General features: G+C 60.2%; 18 protein-coding genes. 12 read left to right on the forward strand and 6 right to left on the reverse strand.

Annotated elements, in window-relative coordinates; all coding sequences use genetic code 11:
* Window positions 1-137: 137 nt before the first annotated feature.
* The 10 genes from H1B37_RS03770 to H1B37_RS03815 all read left to right on the forward strand — a co-directional run bounded on the left by H1B37_RS03770 (window position 138) and on the right by H1B37_RS03815 (window position 16,458).
* Window positions 138-668: a rhodanese-like domain-containing protein gene (locus tag H1B37_RS03770; RefSeq protein ID WP_182865289.1), complete on the forward strand. Its 531-nt coding sequence runs from the start codon at window positions 138-140 to the stop codon at window positions 666-668.
* Window positions 665-1,888 carry an FAD-dependent oxidoreductase gene (locus tag H1B37_RS03775; RefSeq protein ID WP_182865290.1) on the forward strand — a complete coding sequence of 408 codons (1,224 nt, stop codon included), beginning with the start codon at window positions 665-667 and terminating at the stop codon, window positions 1,886-1,888. The genes H1B37_RS03770 and H1B37_RS03775 overlap by 4 nt, the downstream gene beginning before the upstream one ends.
* On the forward strand, window positions 1,873-3,015 hold the full coding sequence (locus H1B37_RS03780; RefSeq protein ID WP_182865291.1) for an efflux RND transporter periplasmic adaptor subunit: 1,143 nt from the start codon (window positions 1,873-1,875) through the stop codon (window positions 3,013-3,015). Before H1B37_RS03775 ends, H1B37_RS03780 begins: the two co-directional genes overlap by 16 nt.
* Window positions 3,002-6,364 carry an efflux RND transporter permease subunit gene (locus tag H1B37_RS03785; RefSeq protein ID WP_182865292.1) on the forward strand — a complete coding sequence of 1,121 codons (3,363 nt, stop codon included), beginning with the start codon at window positions 3,002-3,004 and terminating at the stop codon, window positions 6,362-6,364. The genes H1B37_RS03780 and H1B37_RS03785 overlap by 14 nt, the downstream gene beginning before the upstream one ends.
* Window position 6,365: 1 nt before the next feature.
* On the forward strand, window positions 6,366-6,848 hold the full coding sequence (locus H1B37_RS03790; RefSeq protein ID WP_182865293.1) for a YeeE/YedE family protein: 483 nt from the start codon (window positions 6,366-6,368) through the stop codon (window positions 6,846-6,848).
* A gap of 33 nt (window positions 6,849-6,881) precedes the next feature.
* A complete protein-coding gene (locus H1B37_RS03795; RefSeq protein WP_182865294.1) occupies window positions 6,882-7,370 on the forward strand; it encodes a DUF6691 family protein in 489 nt (162 codons plus the stop codon).
* 250 nt (window positions 7,371-7,620) lie between these two features.
* Window positions 7,621-9,885, forward strand: a complete 2,265-nt coding sequence (locus tag H1B37_RS03800; protein WP_182865295.1) for a leucine-rich repeat domain-containing protein — start codon at window positions 7,621-7,623, stop codon at window positions 9,883-9,885.
* Window positions 9,886-10,192: 307 nt separating this feature from the next.
* Window positions 10,193-12,385: a hypothetical protein gene (locus H1B37_RS03805; RefSeq protein ID WP_182865296.1), complete on the forward strand. Its 2,193-nt coding sequence runs from the start codon at window positions 10,193-10,195 to the stop codon at window positions 12,383-12,385.
* 256 nt (window positions 12,386-12,641) lie between these two features.
* The gene (locus H1B37_RS03810; RefSeq protein WP_182865297.1) at window positions 12,642-14,258 is read left to right on the forward strand and encodes a PQQ-dependent sugar dehydrogenase; all 1,617 of its coding nucleotides are present in this window, start codon (window positions 12,642-12,644) and stop codon (window positions 14,256-14,258) included.
* 298 nt (window positions 14,259-14,556) lie between these two features.
* Window positions 14,557-16,458: an adenylate/guanylate cyclase domain-containing protein gene (locus H1B37_RS03815; protein ID WP_182865298.1), complete on the forward strand. Its 1,902-nt coding sequence runs from the start codon at window positions 14,557-14,559 to the stop codon at window positions 16,456-16,458.
* A gap of 171 nt (window positions 16,459-16,629) precedes the next feature.
* On the opposite strand, the gene H1B37_RS03820 is transcribed toward H1B37_RS03815, so the two are convergent.
* A complete protein-coding gene (locus H1B37_RS03820) occupies window positions 16,630-18,774 on the reverse strand; it encodes a transglutaminase family protein (protein ID WP_182865299.1) in 2,145 nt (714 codons plus the stop codon).
* A 246-nt stretch (window positions 18,775-19,020) separates the two neighbouring features.
* Between H1B37_RS03820 and H1B37_RS03825 the strand changes: the two genes are divergently transcribed.
* Entirely contained in the window at window positions 19,021-20,304 is a 1,284-nt protein-coding gene (locus H1B37_RS03825; protein ID WP_182865300.1) for a beta propeller repeat protein, read from the forward strand.
* Between the two features lie 362 nt (window positions 20,305-20,666).
* Here the strand turns inward: H1B37_RS03825 and H1B37_RS03830 are convergent, their stop codons facing one another.
* The 3 genes from H1B37_RS03830 to H1B37_RS03840 are packed head-to-tail and all read right to left on the reverse strand — an operon-like array spanning window position 20,667 to window position 22,979.
* Window positions 20,667-21,185: a hypothetical protein gene (locus tag H1B37_RS03830; RefSeq protein ID WP_182865301.1), complete on the reverse strand. Its 519-nt coding sequence runs from the start codon at window positions 21,183-21,185 to the stop codon at window positions 20,667-20,669.
* The gene (locus tag H1B37_RS03835) at window positions 21,182-21,739 is read right to left on the reverse strand and encodes a response regulator (protein WP_220498023.1); all 558 of its coding nucleotides are present in this window, start codon (window positions 21,737-21,739) and stop codon (window positions 21,182-21,184) included. The genes H1B37_RS03830 and H1B37_RS03835 overlap by 4 nt, the downstream gene beginning before the upstream one ends.
* A gap of 16 nt (window positions 21,740-21,755) precedes the next feature.
* A complete protein-coding gene (locus H1B37_RS03840) occupies window positions 21,756-22,979 on the reverse strand; it encodes a sensor histidine kinase (RefSeq protein WP_182865302.1) in 1,224 nt (407 codons plus the stop codon).
* Window positions 22,980-23,181: 202 nt separating this feature from the next.
* Between H1B37_RS03840 and H1B37_RS03845 the strand changes: the two genes are divergently transcribed.
* Window positions 23,182-23,646, forward strand: coding sequence for a hypothetical protein (locus H1B37_RS03845; RefSeq protein WP_353620771.1), 465 nt, complete (start codon window positions 23,182-23,184; stop codon window positions 23,644-23,646).
* Between the two features lie 38 nt (window positions 23,647-23,684).
* On the opposite strand, the gene H1B37_RS03850 is transcribed toward H1B37_RS03845, so the two are convergent.
* Together H1B37_RS03850 and H1B37_RS03855 are read right to left on the reverse strand one after the other, a co-directional pair.
* Window positions 23,685-23,837 (reverse strand): hypothetical protein, encoded by a 153-nt coding sequence (locus tag H1B37_RS03850; protein ID WP_182865303.1) that lies wholly within the window; start codon window positions 23,835-23,837, stop codon window positions 23,685-23,687.
* A gap of 119 nt (window positions 23,838-23,956) precedes the next feature.
* Window positions 23,957-25,204 (reverse strand): DUF1559 domain-containing protein, encoded by a 1,248-nt coding sequence (locus tag H1B37_RS03855; RefSeq protein ID WP_182865304.1) that lies wholly within the window; start codon window positions 25,202-25,204, stop codon window positions 23,957-23,959.
* Window positions 25,205-25,269: the final 65 nt, after the last annotated feature.

Here is a 25,269-nt window from a genome sequence, read left to right on the forward strand (position 1 = left end):
GTTTTTCTGGCGGACGGCCACGAGAAAACTTAATTGACACCTCGTGAGCTATCGATATATTGATCATTGGTTCGTGAGTAACCCCGCCCGTCCGCCTCCCTCTGGCCCAGCAACCCACGAAACCGAGGACAAAAAAAATGAAACGCAACGGTTGGCTTGGACTTTTTTCACTGGCGGTCTTTGCATTGATTCCGCAACCCGCGACGGCCCAGTTTGGCGGGTTATTCGGCGGCCCGAAGATCGAAACGATCAGCACCGACCAGTTGCAGTCGTTGCTTGAAAAACAACAGCAAGTCGTCGCCGACGCGAAGGCAGCGGGCAAAGAAACACCGGCGCCGGATTTCGTGGTCGTCGATGTCCGCTCGGACGCGGAGGTCAACGTCTCGATCATTCCCGGCGCGATCACAAAAAAACAGTTCGAAACCGACCGCGGGCAGTACCAGGGTCGCACCGTGATCCCCTACTGCACCGTCGGCGGACGCAGCGGCGCCTACGCCAAACAACTCGCCGCCAAGGGCGTCAAAGTGAAGAACTACAAGGGCAGCATTTTGAAATGGGTCGATGCCGAGTTGCCGCTGGTGACCCTGGACGGCAAGCCGACCAATCGCGTCCACACCTATAGCGATCGCTACAAGATTCCCTCGAAGTACGAACAGGTCACCAAGTGAACCCGCCGCCGGCCAATGTCGAGCAGAAAACCATCGTTCTGCTGGGCATCGGCCACACCAATGCCCATCTGGTCAAACGGTGGGCCGAGGACCCGATCCCCGGTTGCCGGTTGATTTGCATCAGCACGTTCCCGGCGGCGACGTACTCGGGGATGCTGCCCGGCACGCTGGGGCATCAGTTCCACGATGATGAAATGCGAATCGATCTGGCGGCGCTTGCCGACCAGGCCGGCGCCGAGCTGATCCTGGCCGACACCGACGGCATCGACCTGACCGAGGGGGAATTGCACTTTTGTGACCGCGCCCCGGTCCACTTTGACGTGCTCTCGATCGGCGTCGGATCGATGCCGGTCGGGTGGCAACAACATTCGGATTCGAAGTTGCTGGTCCCGATCAAACCGATGCAGACCTTTCTACAGCGACTCGAGACGCGATTGCAGGACGCGGCGGCGGTGACGACCGGGCCGCTGCGGGTGGCGGTCGTCGGTGGCGGTGTCGCGAGCGTTGAGATTGCGTTGTGTTTGCAACAGCAGTGGCAAACCGGCGATCGCGGGCGGCCGATCGAAATTGAAATCTTCACCAGCAGCGGTCATGTGGCCGATGGGATGCCCGGGCGCAGCGTGCGGATGATCGAGCGTCTGTTGCGGCGCCGCGAGATCGCGATTCATCGCGGCCATCGTGTCGTCGAGGTAACCGACACCGCCCTGCAAACCGATGACGAACGATGGTTTGACTGTGATGCCGTGATCTGGGCGACCGGTGCGTCGGCCCCACCGGTGCTCGATCGCCTCGGTCTGCAAACAGACGACCGAGGATTCATCGCCACATCGAAAACGTTGCAGTCGCTTTCGGACGAGCGGATTTTTGCCGTCGGCGACTCGGGCACGGTGGTCGATGCGCCCTCACCCAAGGCGGGCGTGTATGCCGTCCGGCAGTGTCCGATCCTGTGGCACAACGTCAACGCGTTTCTGAGCGGGGAAACGCTACAGCGATTCGAGCCACAACGCGATTTTCTAAAGCTACTGAACACCGGAGACGGGAAAGCGATCCTGCAATACGGCCCGTTCGCCGTTCACGCCCGTTGGTGTTGGTGGTTGAAGACCTGGATCGACAAACGGTTTGTCCGCCAGTATCAGTTCGCCCCCCAGCACCCAGGCCACACGCTTGTTGCGACCGAGGATGACCAATCAAGGGAGCCATTGTCATGCAGAGAGATGTGATTCGAAGGTGGCTAGCAAGTTTTGGCCGGATCGGAATGGTCGCCGGCGGGTTGTTGTTGTTGGTCGTGACCATCGCCTGGTTGTCCGGCATGTTCGAAGACAAGGTCCAACCAGGTTGGACCGGTCGCGGGATTCCCAAGCACACCGACCAGCCGACCGACATCGTTCATGAAATCGAAAAGTCGACCATCGAAGAGGCGATCGGGACGCTGAAGGCATCCAGCCGGACCGTCGTCGCGGCAAAACTGCTGGCGACGATTGCCGAGATCCGTGTCACCGCCGGCGACCAGGTCCAGCGGGGCCAAGAGCTGATCCGACTGGACAGCAAGGAATACGAAGCCCGGCTGGACCAAGCCAAACGGGCACTCGAAGCCGCCACCGCCAACCGCGAGCAAGCCGAAAAAGCGTTCGCAAGAGCAGAAACATTGCAGCGGCAGAATGCACTGTCGCGATCCGAATTCGATTTGGCCAAACGTGACTTGCAGGTCGCCAGTGCAAACGAATTACAAGCCACCCAGGCGGTCCAAGAAGCCGAAGCGTTGCTATCTTACACGGTGATCAAAGCCGCCAAGGATGGCCGGATCGTCGATCGCTCGGCCGAACCTGGTGACATCGCCCGACCCGGCGAGCCGATTTTGACCCTGTATGACGCGACCTCCTTGCGGCTGGAAGCCCCCGTGATGGAACACCTGGCCGTCAAGCTAAACGTCGATGATCACTTGGGGGTCTACGTCGACGCGCTCGATCGAGAATTCGACGCCACGATTGATGAAATCGTCCCCCAAGCCGACGCGCCCAGCCGGTCGTTTTTGGTCAAAGCCAGCTTGCCCAAATCCGACGAGCTTTACGAGGGGATGTTCGGACGACTGCGGATCCCCGCCGGCCAGCGGCGGCACCTGTGTTTGAACACCGACGCGTTGATCGAGGTCGGGCAATTGGAGTTTGTCGACGTCGTACTTGCCGACGGAAACATCGAGCGGCGGTTGGTCAAGATCGGGCAACTCGGCATGCCGGGCCGCCAGGAAGTGCTCAGTGGTGTCGAAGCGGGCGAGCGAGTGGTGTTGCACGTCGATGGCCCAGTGAAGGAGAGCCCAGTGAAGGAGAGCCCAGCCGATGACACCCTCTGATGATGACAACCAGGCGGTTGACGACACCGCCGACACGCCGTTGATGACGCGGATCGTCGAACTCTTTTTGCGTGGCGATGTCGCGATCTTGCTGGTGTTGGTTTCCCTGTTGCTGGGCACCGCCGCACTGTTTTTAACCCCGCGCGAAGAAGAACCCCAAATCGTCGTGCCGATGGCCGACGTGTTCGCCTCGGCACCGGGCCTGTCGGCCGAAGAGGTGGAGCGTCAGGTCACCGATCGCTTGGAAAAACTGCTGTACCAGATCGATGGCGTCGAATTCGTCTATTCGGTCTCGCGGCCCGGCGAGTGTGTGGTCACCGTGCGGTTCTACGTCGGCGAAGACCGCGAGGACTCGCTGGTCAAGATTTACAACAAGATCAACTCGTCGACCGACAAGATTCCGCCGGGCGTACAGTCCTGGGTCGTCAAACCGATCGAAGTGGATGATGTGCCGATCGTGATCGCGACGCTCTGGTCGGACCAGACCGACCGTTACGGGGATCATGAGCTGCGCCGGATCGCCGAAGAGGTTCAACACCAATTGCAGGCGATCCCCGATGCGAACCGCGTCGAAGTCGTGGGCGGGCGTCCGCGTCGAGTCTATGTCAATCTGGACGCCCAGCGATTGGCCGCCCACCGCACGTCCCCGTTGCAAGTCGCACGGGCGCTGCAGGTCAGCAACGTGACGGCGCGGAATGGAAGTTTCGAACAACAGAACACTCAGTTCAACGTCGAAACCGGCACCTTCATCCGCGACGTCGATCAATTGCAGAATATCGTCGTCAACGTCGCCGGCGGGCGTCCGGTGTATTTAAAAAATGTCGCATCGGTCATCGACGGACCGGCCGAAGCGGACAGTTACAGCTGGATCGGATTCGGCGCGGCCGACGACAAATATGCAGACCGAACGGACCTGTACCCCGCTGTCCACCTCTCCGTGGCCAAACGCAAAGGGGCCAACGCGGTTCGGGTGGCCGATGCCGTCCAGGCAAGACTTGAGGAGCTTCAAACGACGCATCTGCCCAGCGGAGTGCACTTTCGCGTCACCCGTGATTACGGTGAAACGGCCAACGAGAAGGTCAACGAACTGATCGAAGGCTTGGTCGTCGCGGTGCTGACCGTCGTCGGATTGATCGGATTGACGATGGGATGGCGGCCGGCACTGGTGATCGCGTTGGCGATCCCGGTCTGTTACAGCTTGACCTTGTTCATCAATCTGATGGTCGGCTATTCGATCAATCGTGTCACCATGTTCGCGTTGATCTTGGCGCTGGGATTGTTGGTCGACGACCCGATCACCGACGTGGAAAACATCGCGCGGTATTTCACGATGAAGATTTTTCCGCCCCGCAAATCGGTGCTGCGCGCGGTGCAGGAAGTCCGTCCGGCATTGATCCTGTCGACACTGGCCATCATCGTCAGCTTTTTACCGTTGGCGTTCATCACCGGCATGATGGGACCGTACATGGCGCCGATGGCGCTGAACGTTCCGCTGACCGTTACTGTTTCTACCGTCGTCGCGTTCTTGATCACGCCCTGGCTGGCGATGGTATCGCTCAAGCAGATCGACGATTCGAAAAACCCGGACCAGGCCTATGACCTGACGACCCGCCCGCTGTATCGGTTGTCTCGGCTGGTGCTGGCGCCGATTCTTTCCCGTCCCCTGTACGCCTGGGGTGTCTTGTTGGGGATTGCGGCGCTGTTTGCCATGGCGATGATTCCGCCCGTGTTCCGCTGGGTGCCCGTCAAGATGTTGCCCTATGACAACAAGAACGAATTTCAAATCGTCATCGACATGCCCGAAGGCACCACACTGGAACGGACCGACGTGGTTTCGCGGCGGATCGGACGGTTTATCGGGGGAATGGCCGAGGTCAGCGATTACGAACTGTTCGTCGGGACGGCATCGCCAATGGATTTTAACGGTCTGGTGCGGCACTACTTTCTGCGCCAAGGGCCAAACGTCGCCGACATCCGCGTCAATCTGCTGGCCAAAGAACAACGAGTCCAGCAATCACACGAGATCCTGCTCCGCATCCGTGATCAAGTCACCGAGTTGGCCCGGTCGATGGGCGCGAACATCAAATTGGTCGAGGTCCCGCCCGGCCCACCGGTGTTGTCCACGATCACGGCCGAAGTGTACGGGCCGCCCGAGGGAACCTACACGCGACAAATCGACGTTGCAAGGAACGTGATGGCGCGACTGAAGCAGGAACCCGGCGTGGTCGACTTGGATGTCAGCGCCGAAGACGACCAAATCCGATTCATATTCGAAACCGACAAACCCAAGGCTTCCCTGTCGGGGATCTCCACGCAAACGATCGCCGAGACGGTCGCGACGGTGCTGAGCGGCAACCGGGCGACGGTCTTGCATCTGCCCGATGAAGTGGATCCGTTGTGGATCGAGTTGAAGCTTCCCCGCGAGAGTCGTTCGGCGCTGGATGATTTGGAAGAGATCTACGTCCAGGGAGAGCAAGGGCAGATTGTCCAGCTCGGTTCCCTGGGCCGGTTCCGTGAAACGCTGGAAGATAAATCGATCCATCACAAGAACCTGAGACGGGTCGTGTACGTCTATGCCGAGGTTGCCGGGCGTCCGCCGGCCGACGCGATCATGGACGTCCAGTGGGATCGCCAGCCCGCGGGGAGCGAAACGCCCGCCGCTGACAATGCCGCTGCGACGCCGCGGCCGCTGCGCCGCCGGTCCTGGCTGTCACTCGGCGGTGGCGTGCCCTGGACGGTGCCCGATGGATACCAGGTCCAGTGGGCCGGTGAAGGCGAATGGGACATCACGCTGGATGTGTTTCGTGATCTGGGGTTGGCGTTCGGCGCGGCGTTGGTCGGGATCTTTGTCGTGTTGATGTTCCAAACCGGTTCACGGACGTTGCCGTTGTTGATCATGTCGGCGATTCCGTTGTCGATGATCGGCATCATGCCAGGATTTTGGGGGTTGAATCTGATCATGAACCAACCCGTCGGCGGGCACCCCAATCCGGTCTTCGTCACGGCGACGGCGATGATCGGGATGATCGCCTTGGCCGGGATTGTGGTCCGAAACTCGGTCGTTCTGATCGACTTCATTCATCTGGCCCAGGCCGAAGGGTTTGACTTGCAAGAGTCGATCATCCGCAGCGTGGCCGTCCGCACCCGGCCGATCCTGTTGACCGCGGGCACGACCTTGCTGGCCAACTGGGTGATCACCCTGGACCCGGTGTTTTCCGGTTTGGCATGGGCCATCATCTTTGGCATCCTGACATCCACCGTGTTCACCTTGATCGTCATCCCGGCCGCGTACTGGTTGATTTACCGCGCCGCGGCCGAGTCCACCTCTCCACCTTCCGCAGAAACTTGACATGCAATGGTTAATGCAACCTTGGCCCTGGTGGCTTTCGGGAATCCTGATCGGATTGACGGTCCCGCTGCTGTACCTGCTGGCGGGCAAAGCGTTTGGTATTTCGACCAGTCTGCAAGAGATCGGTGCGTTGTGTTCCCCCAACAGCAAACTGGATTATCTCGGCAAATTTGATCGCAAAGCCAATTTGTGGCTGGTGGTGTTCGTCGTCGGGATCGCGATCGGATCCTTCATCGCCACGCGGTTTCTGTCCCGGGATCCCAAACCCTTTTTGCCGGCTTCGATGGAAAGCGTCGGCGGCGCGATCAAATTGCTGTGCGGCGGGTTTTTGATCGGATTCGGGACCCGGTACGCCGGTGGTTGCACGTCGGGTCACAGCATCACGGGAATTTCGAATCTGAACTGGCCCAGCTTGTTGGCAACGGTGTGCTTCTTTGCCGGTGGCCTGGCCGTGACTTGGGGATTGGGAGGCTTGCTGTTCTAAACCGTTCGGTGAGACACGGCATTGAGAAACACCATGAACACAACACTTGATCCGGCGTCCCAACCGCAGGGCGACCAGCCAGAGCAACAGCCCCAGAAAACGACCTCTCCGCTCGCCTATACGATGGTGCTGCTGATGGGGGTGTACCTGGGGATTTTGTTTGTCAAAAGCGAAGTCGCCCGCTGGGAACGCATTCACGACATGTTTCTATTTCGTGAGCCGCACATGTATCTGATCATCACAACCGCCATCGTGGTCGCGATGGCGGCGATGTGGATGATCAAACGTCTAAAGATCAAATCGATCGAAGGAAAGCCGATCGAGTACACGCCCAAGCGGTACCACACCGGCGTGGTGATCGGCGGGACGTTGTTCGGCGCCGGTTGGGCGATCACCGGTGCCTGCCCCGGCCCGATCTATGCGCAAATCGGAGGCGGCCAGTGGATGGCGTTGTTTACGTTGGCCGGCGCCTTGCTGGGCATGTTCGCGTACGCGGCGCTGAAACCGAAGCTGCCGCACTGATCTGGCGACACCCGCAAGCGGGCTGTCGATTTAATCACAACCGAATCAATCGTGAGCCGATCTGGCGCACCGAATGTGCGAGGGTGCACGATCGAGCATTTCGATTCGGAAGGTTGGTCTGTAATGGGGGCTGCTTCGACGCCCTTGCCCTCTTTCTGGTCCGCTCCGGCACGATTGTCTATATTGAACCAGTTCGTTTGATCGCCCGCGCGGCTTCGCAATGGCAGACATCTTTTCTGGGGTTGGTTCGATGACTCAATGGCTTCGCTCGATCGCCGTGCTGGTCGTGTGGTTGACCGGTGGATGGGTGGGCTCGGTTTCCTGGGCGCAGTCCCGAGCCCAGACACCAGCCGCCGAATCTGATGGGCCGACCGCTTCAACCGCGACGCCGATCAGCGACGCGAAGACGCTTGGCGCGGCGATCGCAGAGCTTTCCCACGCAAGGTTCGCAAAGCGGCAAGCGGCCTATCGTTTTCTGATCGAATGTGGCAACGACGCGATCGCACACCTGGAGCGCACTGCCGGTGGTGGCGACCGGAACGTTGCCGAACGATGCGTGCGAGCGCTCGTCGAAATCACCCGTGACAGCGAGTGCACCGAGGCGGCGCTGGCGGCTCTGGATCGGCTGGCCAAGGATGCTGCGAATCCGGTCGCGGACTTGGCCGCGTCCGAATCACGCCGTTTGAAGATGTCCAAGGAGGAACATGCCATCGAGGCGTTGATCGCTGCCGGCGTGCAAGTCCATCGGTCCACCCGCGGAACGGTTTACACCATCCAAATCGCCAGAGACCAAGACCTGTTCTGGCTCAAGTTTTTGCCGCAACTTCGCCGGGTCCGCTTGTCCGGCAACGGCATTACCGACGCCGGATTAAAGCACCTGTTCGATTGCAACCGACTTTCCGATTTGTCGTTCAGTCGCACCGCCGTCACCGACGCGGGGCTGGGACAGCTTCGACACCTCCCCTCGCTGTCGGGGCTGCATCTCGGCGACGACTCCTTCACCGCCGACGGCATCCGAAAACTCAAATCAATCCCCGGCCTGACCTCGCTCTCCTGGTTTGCCTCGATCGATCCGGAACGATTGCAAGCCATCGGTGAACTTCAAAACCTGAGGAATTTCAGTTTTTCGACGCAACAAGTCACCGAACAAATGGTCCAGACCGTCAATCGATTGTCTCAATTGACCCATCTGCAGTTGACGGCAACCGGTGTGACGGATCTGCAATGCAAGTACCTGGAACGGATTCACCCCGCCATCAACCTGTCTTTGATGCGATCGCCCGATCTGACCCTGGTCGGCTGGGAACGACTGTGTCAGTTGGATTTACAAACGTTGTCGACCTATCAAACCCCGATCACCGACGAAGTGCTCAAGCGACTCGGCAACGTCACGTCGCTGAGGTACTTGACGGTGACCGAGGCGCCGATCAGCGACGACGGTTTGTTGCACCTGAAGCAACTCACCGAGCTGCGATACGTCAATCTGCGCCGCACGAATGTGACACAGGAGGGCGCCGATAAACTGAAAAAGCTGCTCCCCAAACTGCGAACCCTGCGGATCGATTCCCAGGGCTTCGCCGCCGCCGAGCCCTACAGCATCACCACCGCGGTCGGCAAAAAGAATGTCCATTTGCGGGTCGCATTGACCGACGCCACGCTCAAAACACTGGCCAAAGAAAAAGATGTTCACACCGTCTACATGACCCGCATCGGCAGCAACGATCAACAGGTCCGGATGATCGCCACGTTACCGATCAAGGGCCTGGTCATTGATTCCGATGCCATCACCGACCAGGGGCTTGCCGCGTTGAAGGAACATCCCCACCTTGAGTTGCTGACCGTCACTTCCAGCGGACTCACCGACGGCTGCAAAAACGCACTGCTTGCGATCCCCAAGCTGTCCAAACTCTGGATCCAGAAAGCCAAGCTGACCGACGCCGGAGTGGGAGCGTTGGTCCGAGGGTTTTCCGACAAGCAACAACTGACGTCGCTGACCTTGGGGAATTGCCCTCAGATTTCCAATAACGCCTTCGACGGTATCAAGACCCTGACCTCACTCAACTACCTCGCCTTGCGCGACAACCCGCGGCTCGATTCTGCCGTCTTTCAGCACGTTCGCGGGATGGAGGAACTGGTCGAAATCCGTCTGGAAGGAAACACCGTCCAGGCCGAAGACGTGAAGCACCTCGGTACAGTGCCTCTGGAACGATTGCATTTGAGCAACGCGATGATCGCCGACGATGCGATGGAAGCACTGGCCGAATCGAGCCCACAGATCCGGCAGTTGGGGTTGGCCAAATCGAATGTGGACGATGCCGCCATGGCCTCGATCGGCAAACTCAAACAACTCGAATGGTTGTGGTTGTACGGAACCTCCGTCAGCGACGATGGCTTGTCCGAACTGGACGACCTGAAGAAGTTAAAACACGTCTATGTTGACGCCGATCACGTCACTGCCAAGGGGCAACAGCGGTTTGAGCAACAACACCCCGATGCGGTGCTGCGACGCTACTAATCGTCCGTCTCGCCTTAGCATTCGGGTAGACGGTAGTGGACGAGGCGAGGAGTCCTCGCAGCTGGCAATCCGAATGGACTCGCCGTCTCGTCCACGACCCGAAAATCAAGCTGCGGCGGAAGACTTGCCGAGACAGTCGCTTGAGCCGAAAGGGTGATTTTTTCAAAAATGACAGTCGGCCCGCCGGTAAAGTTTGCCTACAGCGCGGAGGTTTTCTTCGTCCCGGGGCGCGTCGTTTCTAGGTGAATATTGAGCGGATAGCTTCCGATAGCAGACACTAACCCTCTGCTATCGATGGAGCCTGCTTGTGCCGACCCGCCTGACGAGACCTCAGCTGAACCCCACCCCCACCCACGTCAAACGGCGGCAGCTGCGCGCCACCGTCGCCGGGCTGACTGCCGGTCTGGTCCTCGGTTTGACCAGCGTTGCGGGGGCCGATGAGGCGATTCAGTTGACCGCGCCGTTGAATGCCGGGCCCACCGCCGCGGCCCAGGTCCGTCCGGCAGACACCGCGTGGACCCAGCGACCGTCGACCGACACCACGTCTGGAAAATCGACGTCCGGCAAATCGACCGCGGCAACCACCGTTTCAAGCCCCTTGGACCGGTTTCGCGGCGCGGTGCCGAAACTGCCGACAAAGAAACCGGCGACGGCGTCGGTCCCGACGCCCGGCGAAGTGGAACTGGACGGCGGACTCGACCGCGACCACGTGCCCGCGTTGCCGGCGGGCAGCGTTTGGCAGGATCGGGCCGCGGCGCATCGTTCCGGCGACTCCACCGCAAGTTCCCCCAACCCCGTGGCCGACCCGACACCGGTTGCCGTAAGCCCCGCTGCCTCAAGTCCAGCCGTATCAAACGCTGCCGTGGCCGAAGGAGGCTGGGTGGCACGCGACGCGATCAATCAAATCTCACCGCTGCGTGACCCGATCGGCGGTCAGCACGAGGCGCGTTCGAGCAAAACCGAGGCGGTGAACACCCAGGAAATCGATGCATCGACCGATGCTGCTGCGGCCAACAATGCACCGGCAAGCGAGTCGGTCGCCAGCGAAGTGATCGCGGGCGATGCGTTGTCTCAACCGCAGCGGCCTGCTGCAGATCCGGTGACCAGGGCGCCCAAGCGTCAATCGATGTCCTTGGACGAGGCCCGATCGGCGGCGACGAACACGGGTGATGCCGACCTCGATGAAACGCCGTTGCTGCCGCCACCCTCGACTCGCCAAACCGATCCCGCGGACATGGAACCGCTGGACCAGAATCAGCCGCAGCGCAGCCGCGCGACGGTCGATTCGCTGCCCAAACGCAAGCCGAAGTCCGAGATCGTCGAAAGTGCTTCGTCGAGCAAAATGACGGACTCGAAGAATCAACGGGGCGTCGACAAAGCATCTCCCGATGCCTCTCGTCCGGACAACGCCGCCGCGTCCGTCTCGATCGGCGACCTGCCGGCGACGGAGCAGGCACCGGCGCTCGACTACACCGGTCGTCCTGCCGCGGAAATCACCCCGACGCGGACGGTTACCAACCTGCGTCGTGGGATCGAACGCATCCTGACGTATTTCTATCAGCGGCCCGAGATCGCCAGCGGACGCAGCAATTGGGGCATGATGCACTCGATGATGGTGTTCGGTGCCGACACGCGGCTGGCCGTCGGACGTCAACACTACAGCACGATCGCCTGGATCGCCGGCAACAATAATTGTCGCGGGCAACGCCTGTTGACTCATGATGCCAACGGGATTCAGGCCAAAAGCGGCGTCGGGTTGCAAGGCCACCAAGGCCAATTCCTCGCCGTGTTGGGCATGTGCAACGTCCCCACGGAGTACCCGCTGTATGCCGGCAAAGTCAAATACGACGTCGCGGCGTTGATCGAGTCGGAGAAACAGAACTGCAAGGCGGGCGAAGAATTGACGTTCACCCTGATCGGGCTGTCACACTATCTGGACACCGACAGCCGTTGGGTCGCCGCCGACGGTACCCGCTGGGATTTCGAGCGATTGATCGAAGAAGAACTGAAACAACCGATCGTCGGCAGCGCTTGCGGCGGGACCCACCGATTGATGGGGTACTCCCACGCCCTGCGCAAACGACGCGCCGAAGGCAAGCCGATCACGGGACAGTGGAAACGCGCGGAGATCTTTACCGAGGATTTCATCGATTACGCCTACTCGCTGCAGAACCGCGACGGATCGATGAGCACGAATTGGTTGGAAGGCCGCGCGGACAACGGAAACGTCGATCGAAAGATTCAAACGACCGGACACATCGTCGAATGGTTGTTGACCGTCACACCGGATGACCAGTTGCAGGACCGACGTCTGGTCGCGGCGGTCGCGTTCTTGGTCCGTTCGATGGGTTCGGACCTGGATCATGATTGGAGCATCGGCCCCAAAGGCCACGCGCTGCGTTCTTTGGCGATGTACCACCAACGCGTCTACCGTGCCGGCACGCCCTGGGTCCCCGCCTCGGTGGCCGCATCGACGACCCGAGCCCAGGGCCGCCGCTAGGACGACGACGCGGTCGGCAGTGGGATTGCGGGCAGTGAGATCGTCGGTCACCGTAGCGACCTTCGCCAGAAGGTGGTACTCGCAGCCGGCAATCCGAATGGAGCTCGTCGCCTCGTCCACTACATGAAAACCGAGCTGGCAGAGCACGAGAAGCCTCTCTCACCCGAGGACAGGCGTCGCGTCAATTGATTTCGTATATTCTGTGCAACAGTGTCGCGACACTGCCGCGCCGAATCGACCGTCCACGGAATCAACGATGCAACGTCTCACGCTCGCCGTCTTCTGCCTTGTCACCGCGATCGCGTCGACGGATTCCCCTGCCGACCCGCCAGCAAAGGCCGAGCTTGCCCGCTACGCGATGACGCACGCCGGTGATGTCGCCCGCGGCAAAGAACTGTTCGACGACCAACGGATCACCCGCTGCCGGGCCTGTCATCGCGTCGGCAGCTCGGGAGGCCGGGTCGGCCCGGATCTGTCGAAGATCGGCGGCAAATTTGATCGGATTCACTTGATCGAATCCTTGCTGGAACCTTCGCGTCAGATCGTCCAAGGCTATGAAACCAGCGTCGTGTTGACCGCTGCCGGCGACGTCCGTTCCGGAGTGATCACCGGTGAAGACGCGCAACACGTGACGCTGGATGATTCCACCGGCAAACAATGGACGATCGCCCGCCGCGACATCGAATCAATCCGGCCGAGTTCGACGTCGACGATGCCGGACGATCTGGCCAAACAGTTGTCCAAGCAGCAGTTCACCGACTTGATCGCCTACCTGGAAAAACTTCGCACCGGCGTTGGCAACAAATTCGGTTCGGCGACCCGCGGCCCGATCCAACTCCGCGACGGTTTCCAGATCCAGACACTCGTCACCGGCCTCTCCGGCGCGACCGCGATGGAAGTGCTCGACGACGGGCGCGTGCTCGTCTGTGAACAAGACGGTCGCCTGCGGGTAGTCATGGACGGCAAGCTGCTGAGACAGCCGATGCTCGCCTTGGACGTCGAACACCACTGGGAACGTGGCCTGATCGGCGTGACCGTCCACCCGGACTTTCCGGCATCGAATTGGTTGTACGTTTGCTATGTCGTCAAACAACCCTACTCGCACCACCGCGTCAGCCGCTTTCGCGTTCACGGCGATGTCGCCGACCCCGCCAGCGAACAGATCCTGATCGCCGGCGACGACCAGAGCAAGTTCGGGGGAAACGTTCCGGCCGGTCATCAAGGCGGCGCGCTACACTTCGGCCCCGACGGCAAACTGTACATCGCGATCGGCGAACAGACGGCCAAGCGGCCTGCCCAGGACATGCACGCGCTGCAAGGCAAAATCCTGCGTTTGATGGACGACGGATCGATCCCGCCGGACAACCCCTTCGTCAACACCACTCGGGGCAAGTACCGATCGATCTGGGCACTCGGTTGTCGCAACCCGTTCACCTTTGCCATCGATCGCCAGACCGGACGCATGTTGATCAACGACGTCGGCGGGAAATTTGAAGAGGTCAATCCGGGGGTCGCCGGCACCAATTACGGATGGCCCGACTTTGATCACGGCCCGATCGATAAACAAGGTTACACCGGACCGATCCATCGCTACCCCGAAGCATCGATTTCCGGAGGCGACTTTGCCCCCGATGCGATGGGCGAAACGTTCGCCGGACGCTATTTCTTTGCCGACTTTGTGCACGGCTGGATCCACACCATCGACGCCGATGCAGGTGGTCAGGCCCAAACGTTTGCCAGCGGATTGCGGCGCCCGGTCGACCTGCGGTTTTCTGCCGACGGATCGCTGTACGTCTTGCTGCGCAACGCCTGGGTCGTCGATGACAAATTCCAACGCGACAGCGGTTCGCTGGTGCAAATCCGCCGCAAGTAGGGTCAGCGAGCGGAAAAGGGTCAAAAAATGGGGTGGTCAAAAAATGGGGTGGTCAAAAAATGGGGTGGTCAAAAAATGGGGTGGTCAAAAAATGGGGTGGTCAAAAAATGGGGTGGTCAAAAAATGGCGGGCAATCAATGCAAAACAGATCTGACGGTAGCACGTCCGCTTGCTCGATCGTGTCCGACCAGTCTCCCACATCCCTGCTTCCCATTTTTTGACCAACTCCTTGTCTGACCAACTCCTTGTCTGACCAACTCCTTGTCTGACCGGTCATTTACCTGAATCACTTCCACCCATGTCCCAGCTTCGCCTCGCCACCTACCATGCCGGATTGCAGATCAACGAGGTGTTCGTTGACGAGCCGGTCGTGATCGGTCGGAGGGATCCGCGGAAGGGCGACCCGCCGCCGGTTGCGCTACACCGCACGGCAAAGGAAACGCGACTCGTCGTGGCGGATTCGCGGCAAAAGGAAATGTCGCGGCGGTGGATCGAGGTGTCGCCGATCGAATGGTTTTCGTTCCAGCTGACAAACCTGCACGCTCACTGCCCGGTCGTGATCGCCGACGCGGAAGACATCTTGCCGGGACAAACACGTCGTTTCGACGATGAAGCGGTGATCGAACTCGGCGGGCGATTGACGCTGCGGATCGAGGCGGTCGATGCGTCGGGGTTGGGATCGGCCAGCTATCGCAGTCTGGAAAGCGTGCCGTTGGTTCCCGGGGCGCAAAGCTACGTGGAACACACCGTCGCAATCGGGCAGTTCGCCCAAACCGAGGGGCAGGAAGTCAACAAACTGTTGCAGTTGGCGTTGCAGGTCGTCCAGGAATCGGTCGGCAGCAACGCGTTCTTTCAAAAGTGCGCCAGCGCCGCGGCCGAGATGGTGGACTTGGATCGCACCGTGGTCCTGTTACGCGGCGAGACGGCGGACCAGGACCAGCTGCCGGTCGAGTCGGAATTGGAAGGCGGTTGGCTCCAGGTCGCACAGCACACGCGGGGCGACAACTTGCTGGGAGGGCATCGCGGACCGATCAGCACGACGTTGTTGAAACGCGTCAGCGAGACCTGTTTGACGGTCATCCATCAACCCAAGGCGGGATTGGCCGAGCGGGCGAACCCTGCCGGCGACGACGATCGTTTGGCGCCTTCGCTGCAAAGCGTGCAGTGCGCCGTCGCATCGCCCATCCTGAATGCCGACCATCAAGTGATCGGCGTCATCTACGGCGATCGCACCATTTGTGCGGCCGGCTCGTTCTCCAGTGGCATCAGTGACATGGAAGCGACGCTGATCGAGATCCTGGCCGGGGCGCTGGCGGGCGGCTTGGCACGCAGAAACCAAGAGCGGATCCGCAATTCGCTGGCCGAATTCTTCTCGCCCAAAGTCGCCGACCAACTCGTTTCCGACCCGCAATTGATGGAAGCGAAGGAAATTGATGTGACCGCGTTGTTCTGTGACATTCGAAAATTCAGCAGCGTGACGGAGAAACTGGGGCCACGCAAAGCGATCGAGTGGATCAATGACGTGATGACCGAGCTCAGCCAGTGCGTGATCGATTCGGACGGCGTGTTGGTCAACTACATGGGCGATGAAGTGTTTGCGATGTGGGGCGCGCCCGGCGACCAGCAAGACCACGCCCGACGCGCGATCGAGTGCGCCAAGCGGATGTTAGGCGCGATCGAACAGCTGCGGGGGCGATGGGGCAGCGTGTTGCCACAAAAGTTTGGCGCCGGTATCGGGATCAACACGGGACCGGCGTTGGTCGGCAATGTCGGATCGCGACAAAAGTTTCAATACGGCCCGCTGGGAAACACCGTCAATCTGAGTTCGCGGTTGCAGTCGGCGACCAAGCAACTCGGCGTGGCCTGTCTGGCGGGCGAATCCACCGTGCGGGCGGCCGGATGCACCGAGCAGTGCCGCCGACTGGCCAAGTTGTCGGTCGTCGGCATCGAACACTGCATCGACGTTTACGAAATCACGCTCCAAGCCGACGATCAATGGCAACAACTCAAGAGAGAGTACGAGCAAGCACTCGATGATTTCGAACACCGCCGACTGGCCGACTCGGCCGCGCGAATCGAATCCTTGGTCGCGGACTACCCGCAAGACGCCCCCAGTCGCGACTTGCAGCGGCGGGTTCGGGATGAGGTGGACCAACCGTCACGAGACTTCAGCGGGGTGTTGGAGTTGACGCAAAAGTAGGCCGTCGGATCCACTTGCGTTTCGCGAAAAGCTTAGGACTCTGGCGGGATGGAGGCTGGCTGAGGGGATTCCGCCGCAGCTTGGTTTTCGGGTCGTGGGCGAGCCAACGAGTCCGTTCGGCTTGCCAACTGCCAGGACTCCTCGCGTCGGCCACTATCGTCTACCGGAATGTTAAGGCGAGACGGAAGACGAGCCGTTTGGCTGTTGCCAACGAAGATCGACGATCGGATCGTTGATCGCATCGCGCGGCGGTTTCGTCGTCGCACCAAGCGGTGCCGCTTCGATCGGTTGGATGACGCAGCGTTGTTCACGCCGCCGGCGGGCTTCATCGACCGTCGCGGGAAGGCCGGCATAGGGCTCGCTTTCGGGATGCCACTCGTGCAGCGAGACGCGCCAGTGGCCATGGCGAGGATGCGAAATCGTTAGCTGCAGCGGCGTCTGGGCCCCGAGCGTCGGGTGCAGGCCGCGGTGCGGGACGAAGGTTCGGTAGCGCAGGCCGAGCAATGCGACCGAGCCATCTTCATCGGCGGTCTGGTGCCATGGGATCGACCAATCGCCCGCGACGAGTTTCCAGCCATCAAGCGTTTCATTCGGATCATTTGACCGCAATCGAATCTCCACCCGCGACGTGCTGGAATCGATCAGCCGCGAACCGCCGCGTTCTTGCGTGGCCACATCCCCGACCAGCGGCCAGAACTCCAACGCCTGACGGATCTCCAGTTGTGCCGATCCGAGCGTCCGCTGGGCCAGGATCAGGTCGCGATCCCGCAACAGTCGCTGGACCAACGGGGGACCGAGCGTCAGATCGTTGGCACGCAGATTCGCCAGCACTTCCTTCATGTCCCGATGCAAAAAGTACGGCAGTGAAAACCGTGCGTGCAAATCCGGCCCCCACGATACCAGCGGCTCTTCGAACCGGTGTTTGGCCAGCATCGTGACGACTGCACGCAACAGAGCCGCCAGCGCCGCGGTTGTCTCCGCGGAGGGCGCCATCCGAAAGGCGCGAAATTCCACCAGCCCGTTGCAACCGCGTCCGCCCAGGAACGGATTCCAGAGTTTCTCGATGTTGATCTCCGCGCGATGACTGTTTCCGGACGGGTCCGCCAAAAATGGCGCCAGGCTGGACCAAAGGGTCTCGGGCGTCGGGCTGTCGACTCGATGGAGCAGTTCCAACGCCAAAGCGAACTCCGACAGGTCATGATTGAGACTTTCGTCCACGCGAGGTGCCTGGCTGGACGGTCCGACCGAATCGGTGGCGTGCAGGTAGGATAGCGAAGGATGCCGGTTGAAATAACGCACGATTCCCGGCAACAAATGACCGGTGGTCAGAAAAGGGCTGACCGATGGCCGAGCGCCGCCGAGCGTGATATGACCGCCGCCACCGGAATCGCTTTCCACGCCGTTGTACTGCAACCGCAACGGAGCCAGCCCTTCCTCCTTTGCGGCGTTTTCCAATTGACGCAAGTGCTGCAACAGGTCGACCGTGCCGCCAACGGGTGCCATGTTGGCCTCGATCACCGCGGGGTCCGGCGTGATCGTCGTCCAGCTGACGGTGGAATCGACCGGGGGCGGGTACCCGCAAAGGATGATCGCGGGCAATTCCAGTTCGATCGCGGCGTTGGAAAGGGCGTCCAGTAGTCGTTCGAACAGCTTCACATCGGGGATTTTGGGGAGCTCCAGGGTCGCGATGCCGTCTTGTTCGCGACAGACGATCAGGTAGTTGCCCGCGTCGGCCAGCTCATCTTCCGGCTCCGCTCCGACGACGCGTTCGCTGTGAAATGACGTTCGGGCCAACGCCGGTTCTTCGCTGTCACAAACCGGTGGAGACGTCCCGTCGGTTCGGAACACCACTCGGTCCTGCAGCGGCGCGTGCACGGTTGCCGCACTCAAGCCGATCGACCGCAGGACGCGGGACAACGTGGCACAAAGGGTTGCCGGGAGCTGTGCTGCGTTTGCATCGTCGGCGGTCGTCGTCGCAACGGCTGCGACGGCGGGATCGGGCGGTCCGGACCAGACGCGTGAACCGTCGCGTCGGGCATAGATCCCGACGCACCAACGCGGGTGAGATTCACCGCCATACTGTCGGCCGACGCTGCGCAGGATCGCGGCACCCTTGTGATGGCGTCCCAGCCGCGCGAGCATCTTGAGCGCGCGGTCATATTTGTCGTCACCCAACGCATCGAAAAGCCACTCAGGAGTCTCGGAGAATCGATCGGTGTAGGTCGGTTCCGCACCGACCCAGACCGAGAGCCCGGCGTGGGTGACGCGCCGGTCGTGGTCCGCCAAGGCCTGCAGCACGTCGTCGTCAGGATCCATCTCGATTGATTCTCATTGGGCCATGCTTGATCAACGACGATCGTCTCCGTCTGATTGTCTTTCTTCGTAGGATGAATCCGGTCCGCAGACGCTTGTCCAGCGGCCGGTCGATTCGAATCTTCGCCTGATTTTAGGATTCCACCTCCCAGTGCTCAATCGTAGCGGTTGCCGGCGGTGGGTGTTAAGGTGGCTCGCACACGATTGCATTCCTTCCCCACGAGAGTTCGACGCGCCATGACCGAGAACATGAGACGAGCAAGTCAGGCCAATCGACCGCGACGACGTCAGGTTCTGACCGCCGCCGCTGCATCGGCCGGATGCCTTCTGCTGCCCGCTACGAAACGACTCAACGCGGCGTCCCGCTCGGTCGCCTCGACGGATCACTTCTGGTATCGCCTGGCTCCCGATGGGCCGTACATTGATTCGCAGCGTGGTCACCGAGCATTCGGCTTCGACGACACGGCAATCTATCTGTCACTGGACAACGGTGAAACATGGTCGCACCGATTCGAGTTCCCCGATGCCAACCGGATCACCTTTAGTTGCATCTTGAACAACGGCAACATCCTGTTTGCAACGCGGACGAAACTTTACCTGAGCACCGACAACCTTCGCTCGTGCGAGCAGATCATTGTCAAGGATCGTCAGGGCAACGACTATCTGCCGCACACGCCGTTGGACCTTGCCAACCCGGGGTGGTATTTTCATCCGCTGGACGGGGTTCATACCTGGGACGTCGACGGCAACGAGATGTTGGTGTGGGGCAACTACTGCAACGTCCTGGGCGGTGCCGCGCCGGTCAACATTTACTATTCCACCGATTCGGGGCGGACCGTCAAAATCGCGTTTTCGTTCGGGCAAAGTTCGACGTTCCAGCAGAAAGGTGCCGGGGCGAACCATTTGCTGGGTGACGCCGACGTGCCCATCGTGTGTCGCCACATTCATTCGGTCGCATACAACCCCGCCGAGAATGCGTTCTATGCGTGCACGGGGGATCACGACCGGTCCGCCGGGGCTCGGGGCGACGAGCACGAATGCCATTGGCTGCGCGGTACCTATGACGCCACCAACGACGCCTGGCAATGGAAAGTGTTGGTCTCGGTCAATTCGAACTCACGCTTCAAATCGGGCGGCATCAATTTCGTCGACGGCCGGTTGTATTGGGCCTCGGATGCCAACGGACGAAACGGCGTGATGCCGCACGACCGCGGCATCTTTTGCTGTGACCCCGGGGACCTTGCCGATGTCAGCAAGCACACGCTACTGTTCAATCCCGAATATGAATCTGCCAACATGATCATCCAAGACGGTGTGATCCTGTCGGCGCATTATGCCCCCGCGTCGCCCTACGACACCGGCATCATTATTTCACCGGACATGGGAAAAACCTGGGCGCAATACGACCTCAAAGAATTCGGCAAGCGATCCGCCGTTCGTTTCCAACAAAAGAATGCCGACGGTTGGTTCCGCGTCGATTTGCGAAAGGGATGGATCGAACGCGGTGAAGTGTTGTTGATCAAGCCGAAATGACGCGGGGGGGGGCATCGCTGAGTCGGGTTGACCCTCCCTTCCGAGGTCGTGCGGTTTTTGGATATCACCCTCCTGGCAGGAGGGTCGAGCGCAGCGAGGGGAGGTCGAACGGTGAATCAACGGACAAACGTTCGTCGTCGGGGCCCATCGAAGCGCGGGTCAACCCTCCCCGCTCCGAGCGTAAACTCCTCCGCGAACCTCCCAGAGGGAGGGTGAAGTGGAGCGCGGTGCTAGGCTTTGTCCCTCAACCCGTAGCGGAAGCCGCCAAGGCTTTCGACTCGCAGCAGTCCACACGGAAAAAGCCGAAATTCTTGGCGAATTCCGCTACCACATACGACCCTTGCCGGGTTTAGGGACAATGCCTAGGTGGTCGGATTGCTGACGGCGAATTCCCACGCCTGGCGATTCTCGAGCGTCTTGATCAATTGCGGCAACGTTTGGATCAAGCGGTTTTGATCGGCCGGATCGAGGTCGCCGGCGATCCGATCGAGCGTCAGTTCGGCACCGTCGTCCCAGCCGCCGGTGCAGACGAAGAACGCCACCGGCGGACTGGTCATCCACTCCGCAAAGTGATCGGCGACGCGCTGGGTTAGATTCGGGTGGGACCGCTGCATGCCGTCGTCGGCGACGAAGACGATCTGGCGCGGCTTCATCTGCCGCCCCCAAAGCCGATCGCAGCCGCGTTGCAACACGCCGGACAGGCGATGGCGGAGGTAACTGGTCTGTTCATCAAGCGTTTCGCCGACGACGGGTTCGAAATCCCCCGGCTCGGTGCACATCAGCGGTACACCCTGGTCGTCCGGAGTGATTCCGGAGACAGACCAGCGACGAGTTGCGGTTTCGACCAGCACGGTCAGTAGAACGGGGACTTTGTCGGTCATCGTTGCGATTGCAGTCGGCTCAAAAGTTGTGTCGCGTTTTCGGTGAATCGATTCAGCCCTTCGGCGTCAACGTCGGGGCTGGGGGCGAGCATGCGTTCGGCATAGCGTTGGCCTTGTTCGACATGTTCGTGCAGATCGGTCAACAGCTGTCGTCGCTCGACCAGACGGTCATACTCCGCGGCGGCTTCGCGGATCACGTCGACCAGTTCGTCGGGGTCCCAGGGTTTGGTGATGTAGCGAAACAGCCCACCTTTGTTGATCGCGTCGATGACGGCTTTGATGTCGGCATATCCGGTGAAGACCATTCGGATCGCATCGGGGTATTCGTTCTTCACTTTCCCCATCAACTCCACCCCGGTCATCTTGGGCATCCTTTGGTCGGTCATCACGACATGGATGGGATGTTGGTTGAGGATTTCTAACGCTTCGGCTCCGCTCTCGGCGGTATAAAGCTTGAACTCGCGACGCAACAAGCCCTTGATCGAAAACAGGATTTCGGGTTCGTCGTCAACGAGCAGAATCGAATGTTTCGGCTGCGTCTTTGCGGTCATCATCTCTCCCACGCCAAAGTTATTCGGGTTGGGGCCGCGGTGGCAGCGTCACCCGGAAGGTGCTGCCGCGACCCTTTTCGCTTTTCACGTCGATCGTCCCACCATGGTCACGGACGATTCCGTAGCTGATCGCCAGGCCCATCCCGGTTCCCCCGCCCACCGGTTGGGTCGTGAAAAATGGATCGAAAATGCGTGGCAGGTGCTCGGCGTCGATGCCGCTGCCATGATCTTGCACTTCGACGGTGATCGTTCCATCGTCGCCGGCCGACGTCCGCGCCTCAACGCGTCCGCCGGATTCGCTGGCTTGGATGCCGTTGAGTAATAGATTGTACAGTACCTGATGGATCTTGGCCGGGTGACACACCAGAAGCGGCAAATCGTCTTGCAGTGACAATTTCACCGTGACCTGGCCGGCTTGCATTTTATGGGCCAGTACCTCTCGGGTGGAGCGAAGTGAGGCGTTGATGTCCACCTGGTCAAGCTCGGCTTCATCCAGACGGGCGAAATCGCGAAGGTTTTTCACAATGTCACGCACCCGTTTCAGGCCGTCGGTGGAGCTTTCAAACAAATGCGGCAGGTTTTCTTGAACCCATTCCCAATCGCCGTCTTCGTCCAACTGTTCCAGCTCGCCGACCAAATCCGGACGTGAGGCCGCCAACGCGTCGCCCAGCGAGCGGTATTTCTCCAGCAACTCCATCAGCCCGGCGACCTCGCGGCGAAGCACGGCCAAATTGTTGGAAACGATGGAGATCGGGTTGTTGATTTCGTGCGCCATGCCGGCGGCCAATTGGCCCAGACCGGCCAGTTTTTCGCTTTGCACCAGCGCCGCCTGCGTCTCGCGGAGCTGTCGGTTTTGCTCGGCCAGCGATTGTTCCAGACGGATGATCCGTTCGCCCTCGCGGACGCGAACACGCAATTCCTCCGAATCACACGGTTTGATCAAAAAATCATCCGCCCCGGCTTCCATCGCGTGGACCAGGTCTTCTTTTTCGGATTTCGCCGTCAGCAAAATGATGTACGTGTACTCGGCCGACTGGCTGGCCCGGATCCGCGTGACCAGTTCCAACCCGTCCATCTCGGGCATCATCCAGTCGCTCAACACGAGCGGAAAATGTTCCTGCTGAAACCGCTGCCAGGCTTCGGCGCCATTCTCCGTTGCGACGATTTCATAGTCCCACTGCTTCAGCGATTCGACCAGCACATGCCGCATCATCGCCGAGTCGTCGGCAACCAGGATTTTCATGACCGGCGTTTCCTTGGCGAGGCTTCGAACTCCAATGCGTCCCACTTTACGGTATAGTTGGCAGGCTTTCATCACGCCAGCCGATTCTCACCAACCGTTTCTCCGGGTTCAGCCATGGCAATGCGCCAACGCATTCAAACCGCGAACGTGTTTTTCTCGTTGACCTGGATCGTTTTCGCAAGCGCCCTACCGGGGCAGGACGTTGTCACGCTGCAGTCCGTTCCCGCACAGCGCGAACCGATCACAGAGGACGAACCGCTGGCGGATCGATGGCATTGCCAGTGATGAAGAACGGGCCAACACCCTGAAACAATTGCTGGACCTGCAGCGCGACGACGGCGGGTGGTCGACGGCTAGTTTTTTGAGCGATTGGAAAGGACTGCAGCGCGATGATGGCGAGCCGTTGGATGTTCAAACCAGCGACGCCTACGGTACCGGTTTGGCGATCGTGATCAGCCGAGAACTCGGCGTGCCGGCGGACGATCCCCGTTTGCAACACGGCGTCCGATGGTTACAGGCCAATCAACGCAAGAGCGGGAAATGGTTCACACGCTCTCCGGTCAACGACGCCGGTAACCTGATCTCCAACACGGGAACCGCCTATGCCGTGCTCGCGCTCCAGGCCTGCGGAAAACTGCCCGGCTGGCCACTTTCGTCAGGTCGCTGAAACGCGGCACGCTCGATCGGTATCAATCTTTCAGGTCCTTAATCTTTGAAGTCCTTGTCCCCCGCTTGCATCCGATCGCCTTCGGCAATCGCCGCTTCATACGCTTCCATAGCCGCCTGGTCGGAGGTGTCGACGACGTTCCCTGAACCTGACGGTTTGCAACCGGCGAGAACGACGCACAGTAAGATCATCCAGTATTTCATTGAGGGTCCGGTAATACTCGAAAAGGTAGGAAACACCACAAACGCTCGACGCCGGTCTGCATCGAGCGTTTGTCGCGTGTGAAAGAGGTCGTGATCGGTCGAGCGGTTTATTGGTTGAGTTGCTCTTGAATCACTTCGCCACCGTCACGCGAGCCGAGCGCCCCCCACAGTCCGTACGGGCTGGAGCTTCCCGGCGGCGGCGAACCGGCCCGGTGCGAGACTTGGGGGGCATTGGGATTGCCGGCTTCGATTGAATCTGTGACGAAGATGACAGCGCCATCGCCCATCAGCACATGCACGCCACCCTGGTGACGGCTGGAAGGTGGAGACACAACATCGCGGTGGTCCCGGCCATCGGAACAGAGCAGTTTGTTCGGCGAAAGCACCGTCGTCATCTGCGAGTACGGTGGCATCATGTCATGCCAACGATAGCCTCGACCCCAAGTAATATTGCTGGTCAATCCGGTCGGCAACCAGTACTGTGGGCGATCCGGATCGAGGTACGGCACCGCGTAGGACGGATCCAAGCGGCACTGGTTCTTTTCCTGGGGGGCCGCGTGCGCACCGGTGTTGGTCGGAAGCGTGGTGCGGCTGTCATTGTCACCCAAATCCGTCGCGATCTCACCGCACATGATCGTGTTGGAAAGTCCATCCAGGACATCACGGAACTTCATTCCGCGATTGTTGACGAACATCCCCCGCTGTGAACCGTTGGACTGGTTGGCATGTCCGATGTCGGCCGTGTAAGGAAAGGTGACGGTCGGGTCTTCTGACTTTTCGTCGATGTTCAGGAACGGGTCGCGTGAGTGAACTGCCGAGTCGCCCGCGCAGGCGGCATAGTTGGTTCGCCCGAGTGCCGGAAGTCCGACGCCGGGGTCGCTGGGGCATCGGAACGTCGGGGTTTCGAATGCCCACGGCGGATACAGAACTCGGTCAGGGTGCGGTCCCATCGCTTGCCACGGCGGACTCTTGACCGTGCCGTCCAAGTTATAACCGTGAGGGTTCGCGATCATGTCCCACAATCCCTGCTGTTCCACAAAGGGCAAAGTCCCCACCATGTAGGACAGGCGATGATTTGATGAGATCTCCCGTCCGGGGTTCGTGTCCCAGATGTCTCGTCCGCCGGGGATGTAGGTTCCGGTTCCATGAATCGGAAGCTGTTTGTACGCCGAGTGGTAGTTGTGGATCGCAAGGCCGATCTGCTTGAAATTGTTGCTGCAACTCATGCGTCGCGCCGCTTCGCGTGCCGCTTGAACTGCCGGAAGCAGCAGACCGACGAGAATGCCAATGATGGCGATGACGACAAGCAGTTCCACCAGTGTGAATGCTCGTCGCCGGAGGGGGGAGTGGTTCATAGACGTCTTCATTGAATAAGGAAATCCCGACTCCGAACGCAAACAATCACGCTCGGATCACGCGG

The organism is Stieleria mannarensis, from assembly GCF_014154935.1.
GTDB lineage: Bacteria > Planctomycetota > Planctomycetia > Pirellulales > Pirellulaceae > Stieleria > Stieleria mannarensis.

Excerpts from the sequence above, each read along its gene's own strand:
- H1B37_RS03770 (WP_182865289.1), top strand. The coding sequence starts at position 138 with ATGAAACGCAACGGTTGGCTTGGACTTTTTTCACTGGCGGTCTTTGCA.
- H1B37_RS03780 (WP_182865291.1), top strand. The coding sequence starts at position 1,873 with ATGCAGAGAGATGTGATTCGAAGGTGGCTAGCAAGTTTTGGCCGGATC.
- H1B37_RS03785 (WP_182865292.1), top strand. The coding sequence starts at position 3,002 with ATGACACCCTCTGATGATGACAACCAGGCGGTTGACGACACCGCCGAC.
- H1B37_RS03790 (WP_182865293.1), top strand. The coding sequence starts at position 6,366 with ATGCAATGGTTAATGCAACCTTGGCCCTGGTGGCTTTCGGGAATCCTG.
- H1B37_RS03795 (WP_182865294.1), top strand. The coding sequence starts at position 6,882 with ATGAACACAACACTTGATCCGGCGTCCCAACCGCAGGGCGACCAGCCA.
- H1B37_RS03800 (WP_182865295.1), top strand. The coding sequence starts at position 7,621 with ATGACTCAATGGCTTCGCTCGATCGCCGTGCTGGTCGTGTGGTTGACC.
- H1B37_RS03810 (WP_182865297.1), top strand. The coding sequence starts at position 12,642 with ATGCAACGTCTCACGCTCGCCGTCTTCTGCCTTGTCACCGCGATCGCG.
- H1B37_RS03815 (WP_182865298.1), top strand. The coding sequence starts at position 14,557 with ATGTCCCAGCTTCGCCTCGCCACCTACCATGCCGGATTGCAGATCAAC.
- H1B37_RS03820 (WP_182865299.1), bottom strand. The coding sequence starts at position 18,774 with ATGGATCCTGACGACGACGTGCTGCAGGCCTTGGCGGACCACGACCGG.
- H1B37_RS03825 (WP_182865300.1), top strand. The coding sequence starts at position 19,021 with ATGAGACGAGCAAGTCAGGCCAATCGACCGCGACGACGTCAGGTTCTG.
- H1B37_RS03830 (WP_182865301.1), bottom strand. The coding sequence starts at position 21,185 with ATGACCGACAAAGTCCCCGTTCTACTGACCGTGCTGGTCGAAACCGCA.
- H1B37_RS03835 (WP_220498023.1), bottom strand. The coding sequence starts at position 21,739 with ATGATGACCGCAAAGACGCAGCCGAAACATTCGATTCTGCTCGTTGAC.
- H1B37_RS03840 (WP_182865302.1), bottom strand. The coding sequence starts at position 22,979 with ATGAAAATCCTGGTTGCCGACGACTCGGCGATGATGCGGCATGTGCTG.
- H1B37_RS03850 (WP_182865303.1), bottom strand. The coding sequence starts at position 23,837 with ATGATCTTACTGTGCGTCGTTCTCGCCGGTTGCAAACCGTCAGGTTCA.
- H1B37_RS03855 (WP_182865304.1), bottom strand. The coding sequence starts at position 25,204 with ATGAACCACTCCCCCCTCCGGCGACGAGCATTCACACTGGTGGAACTG.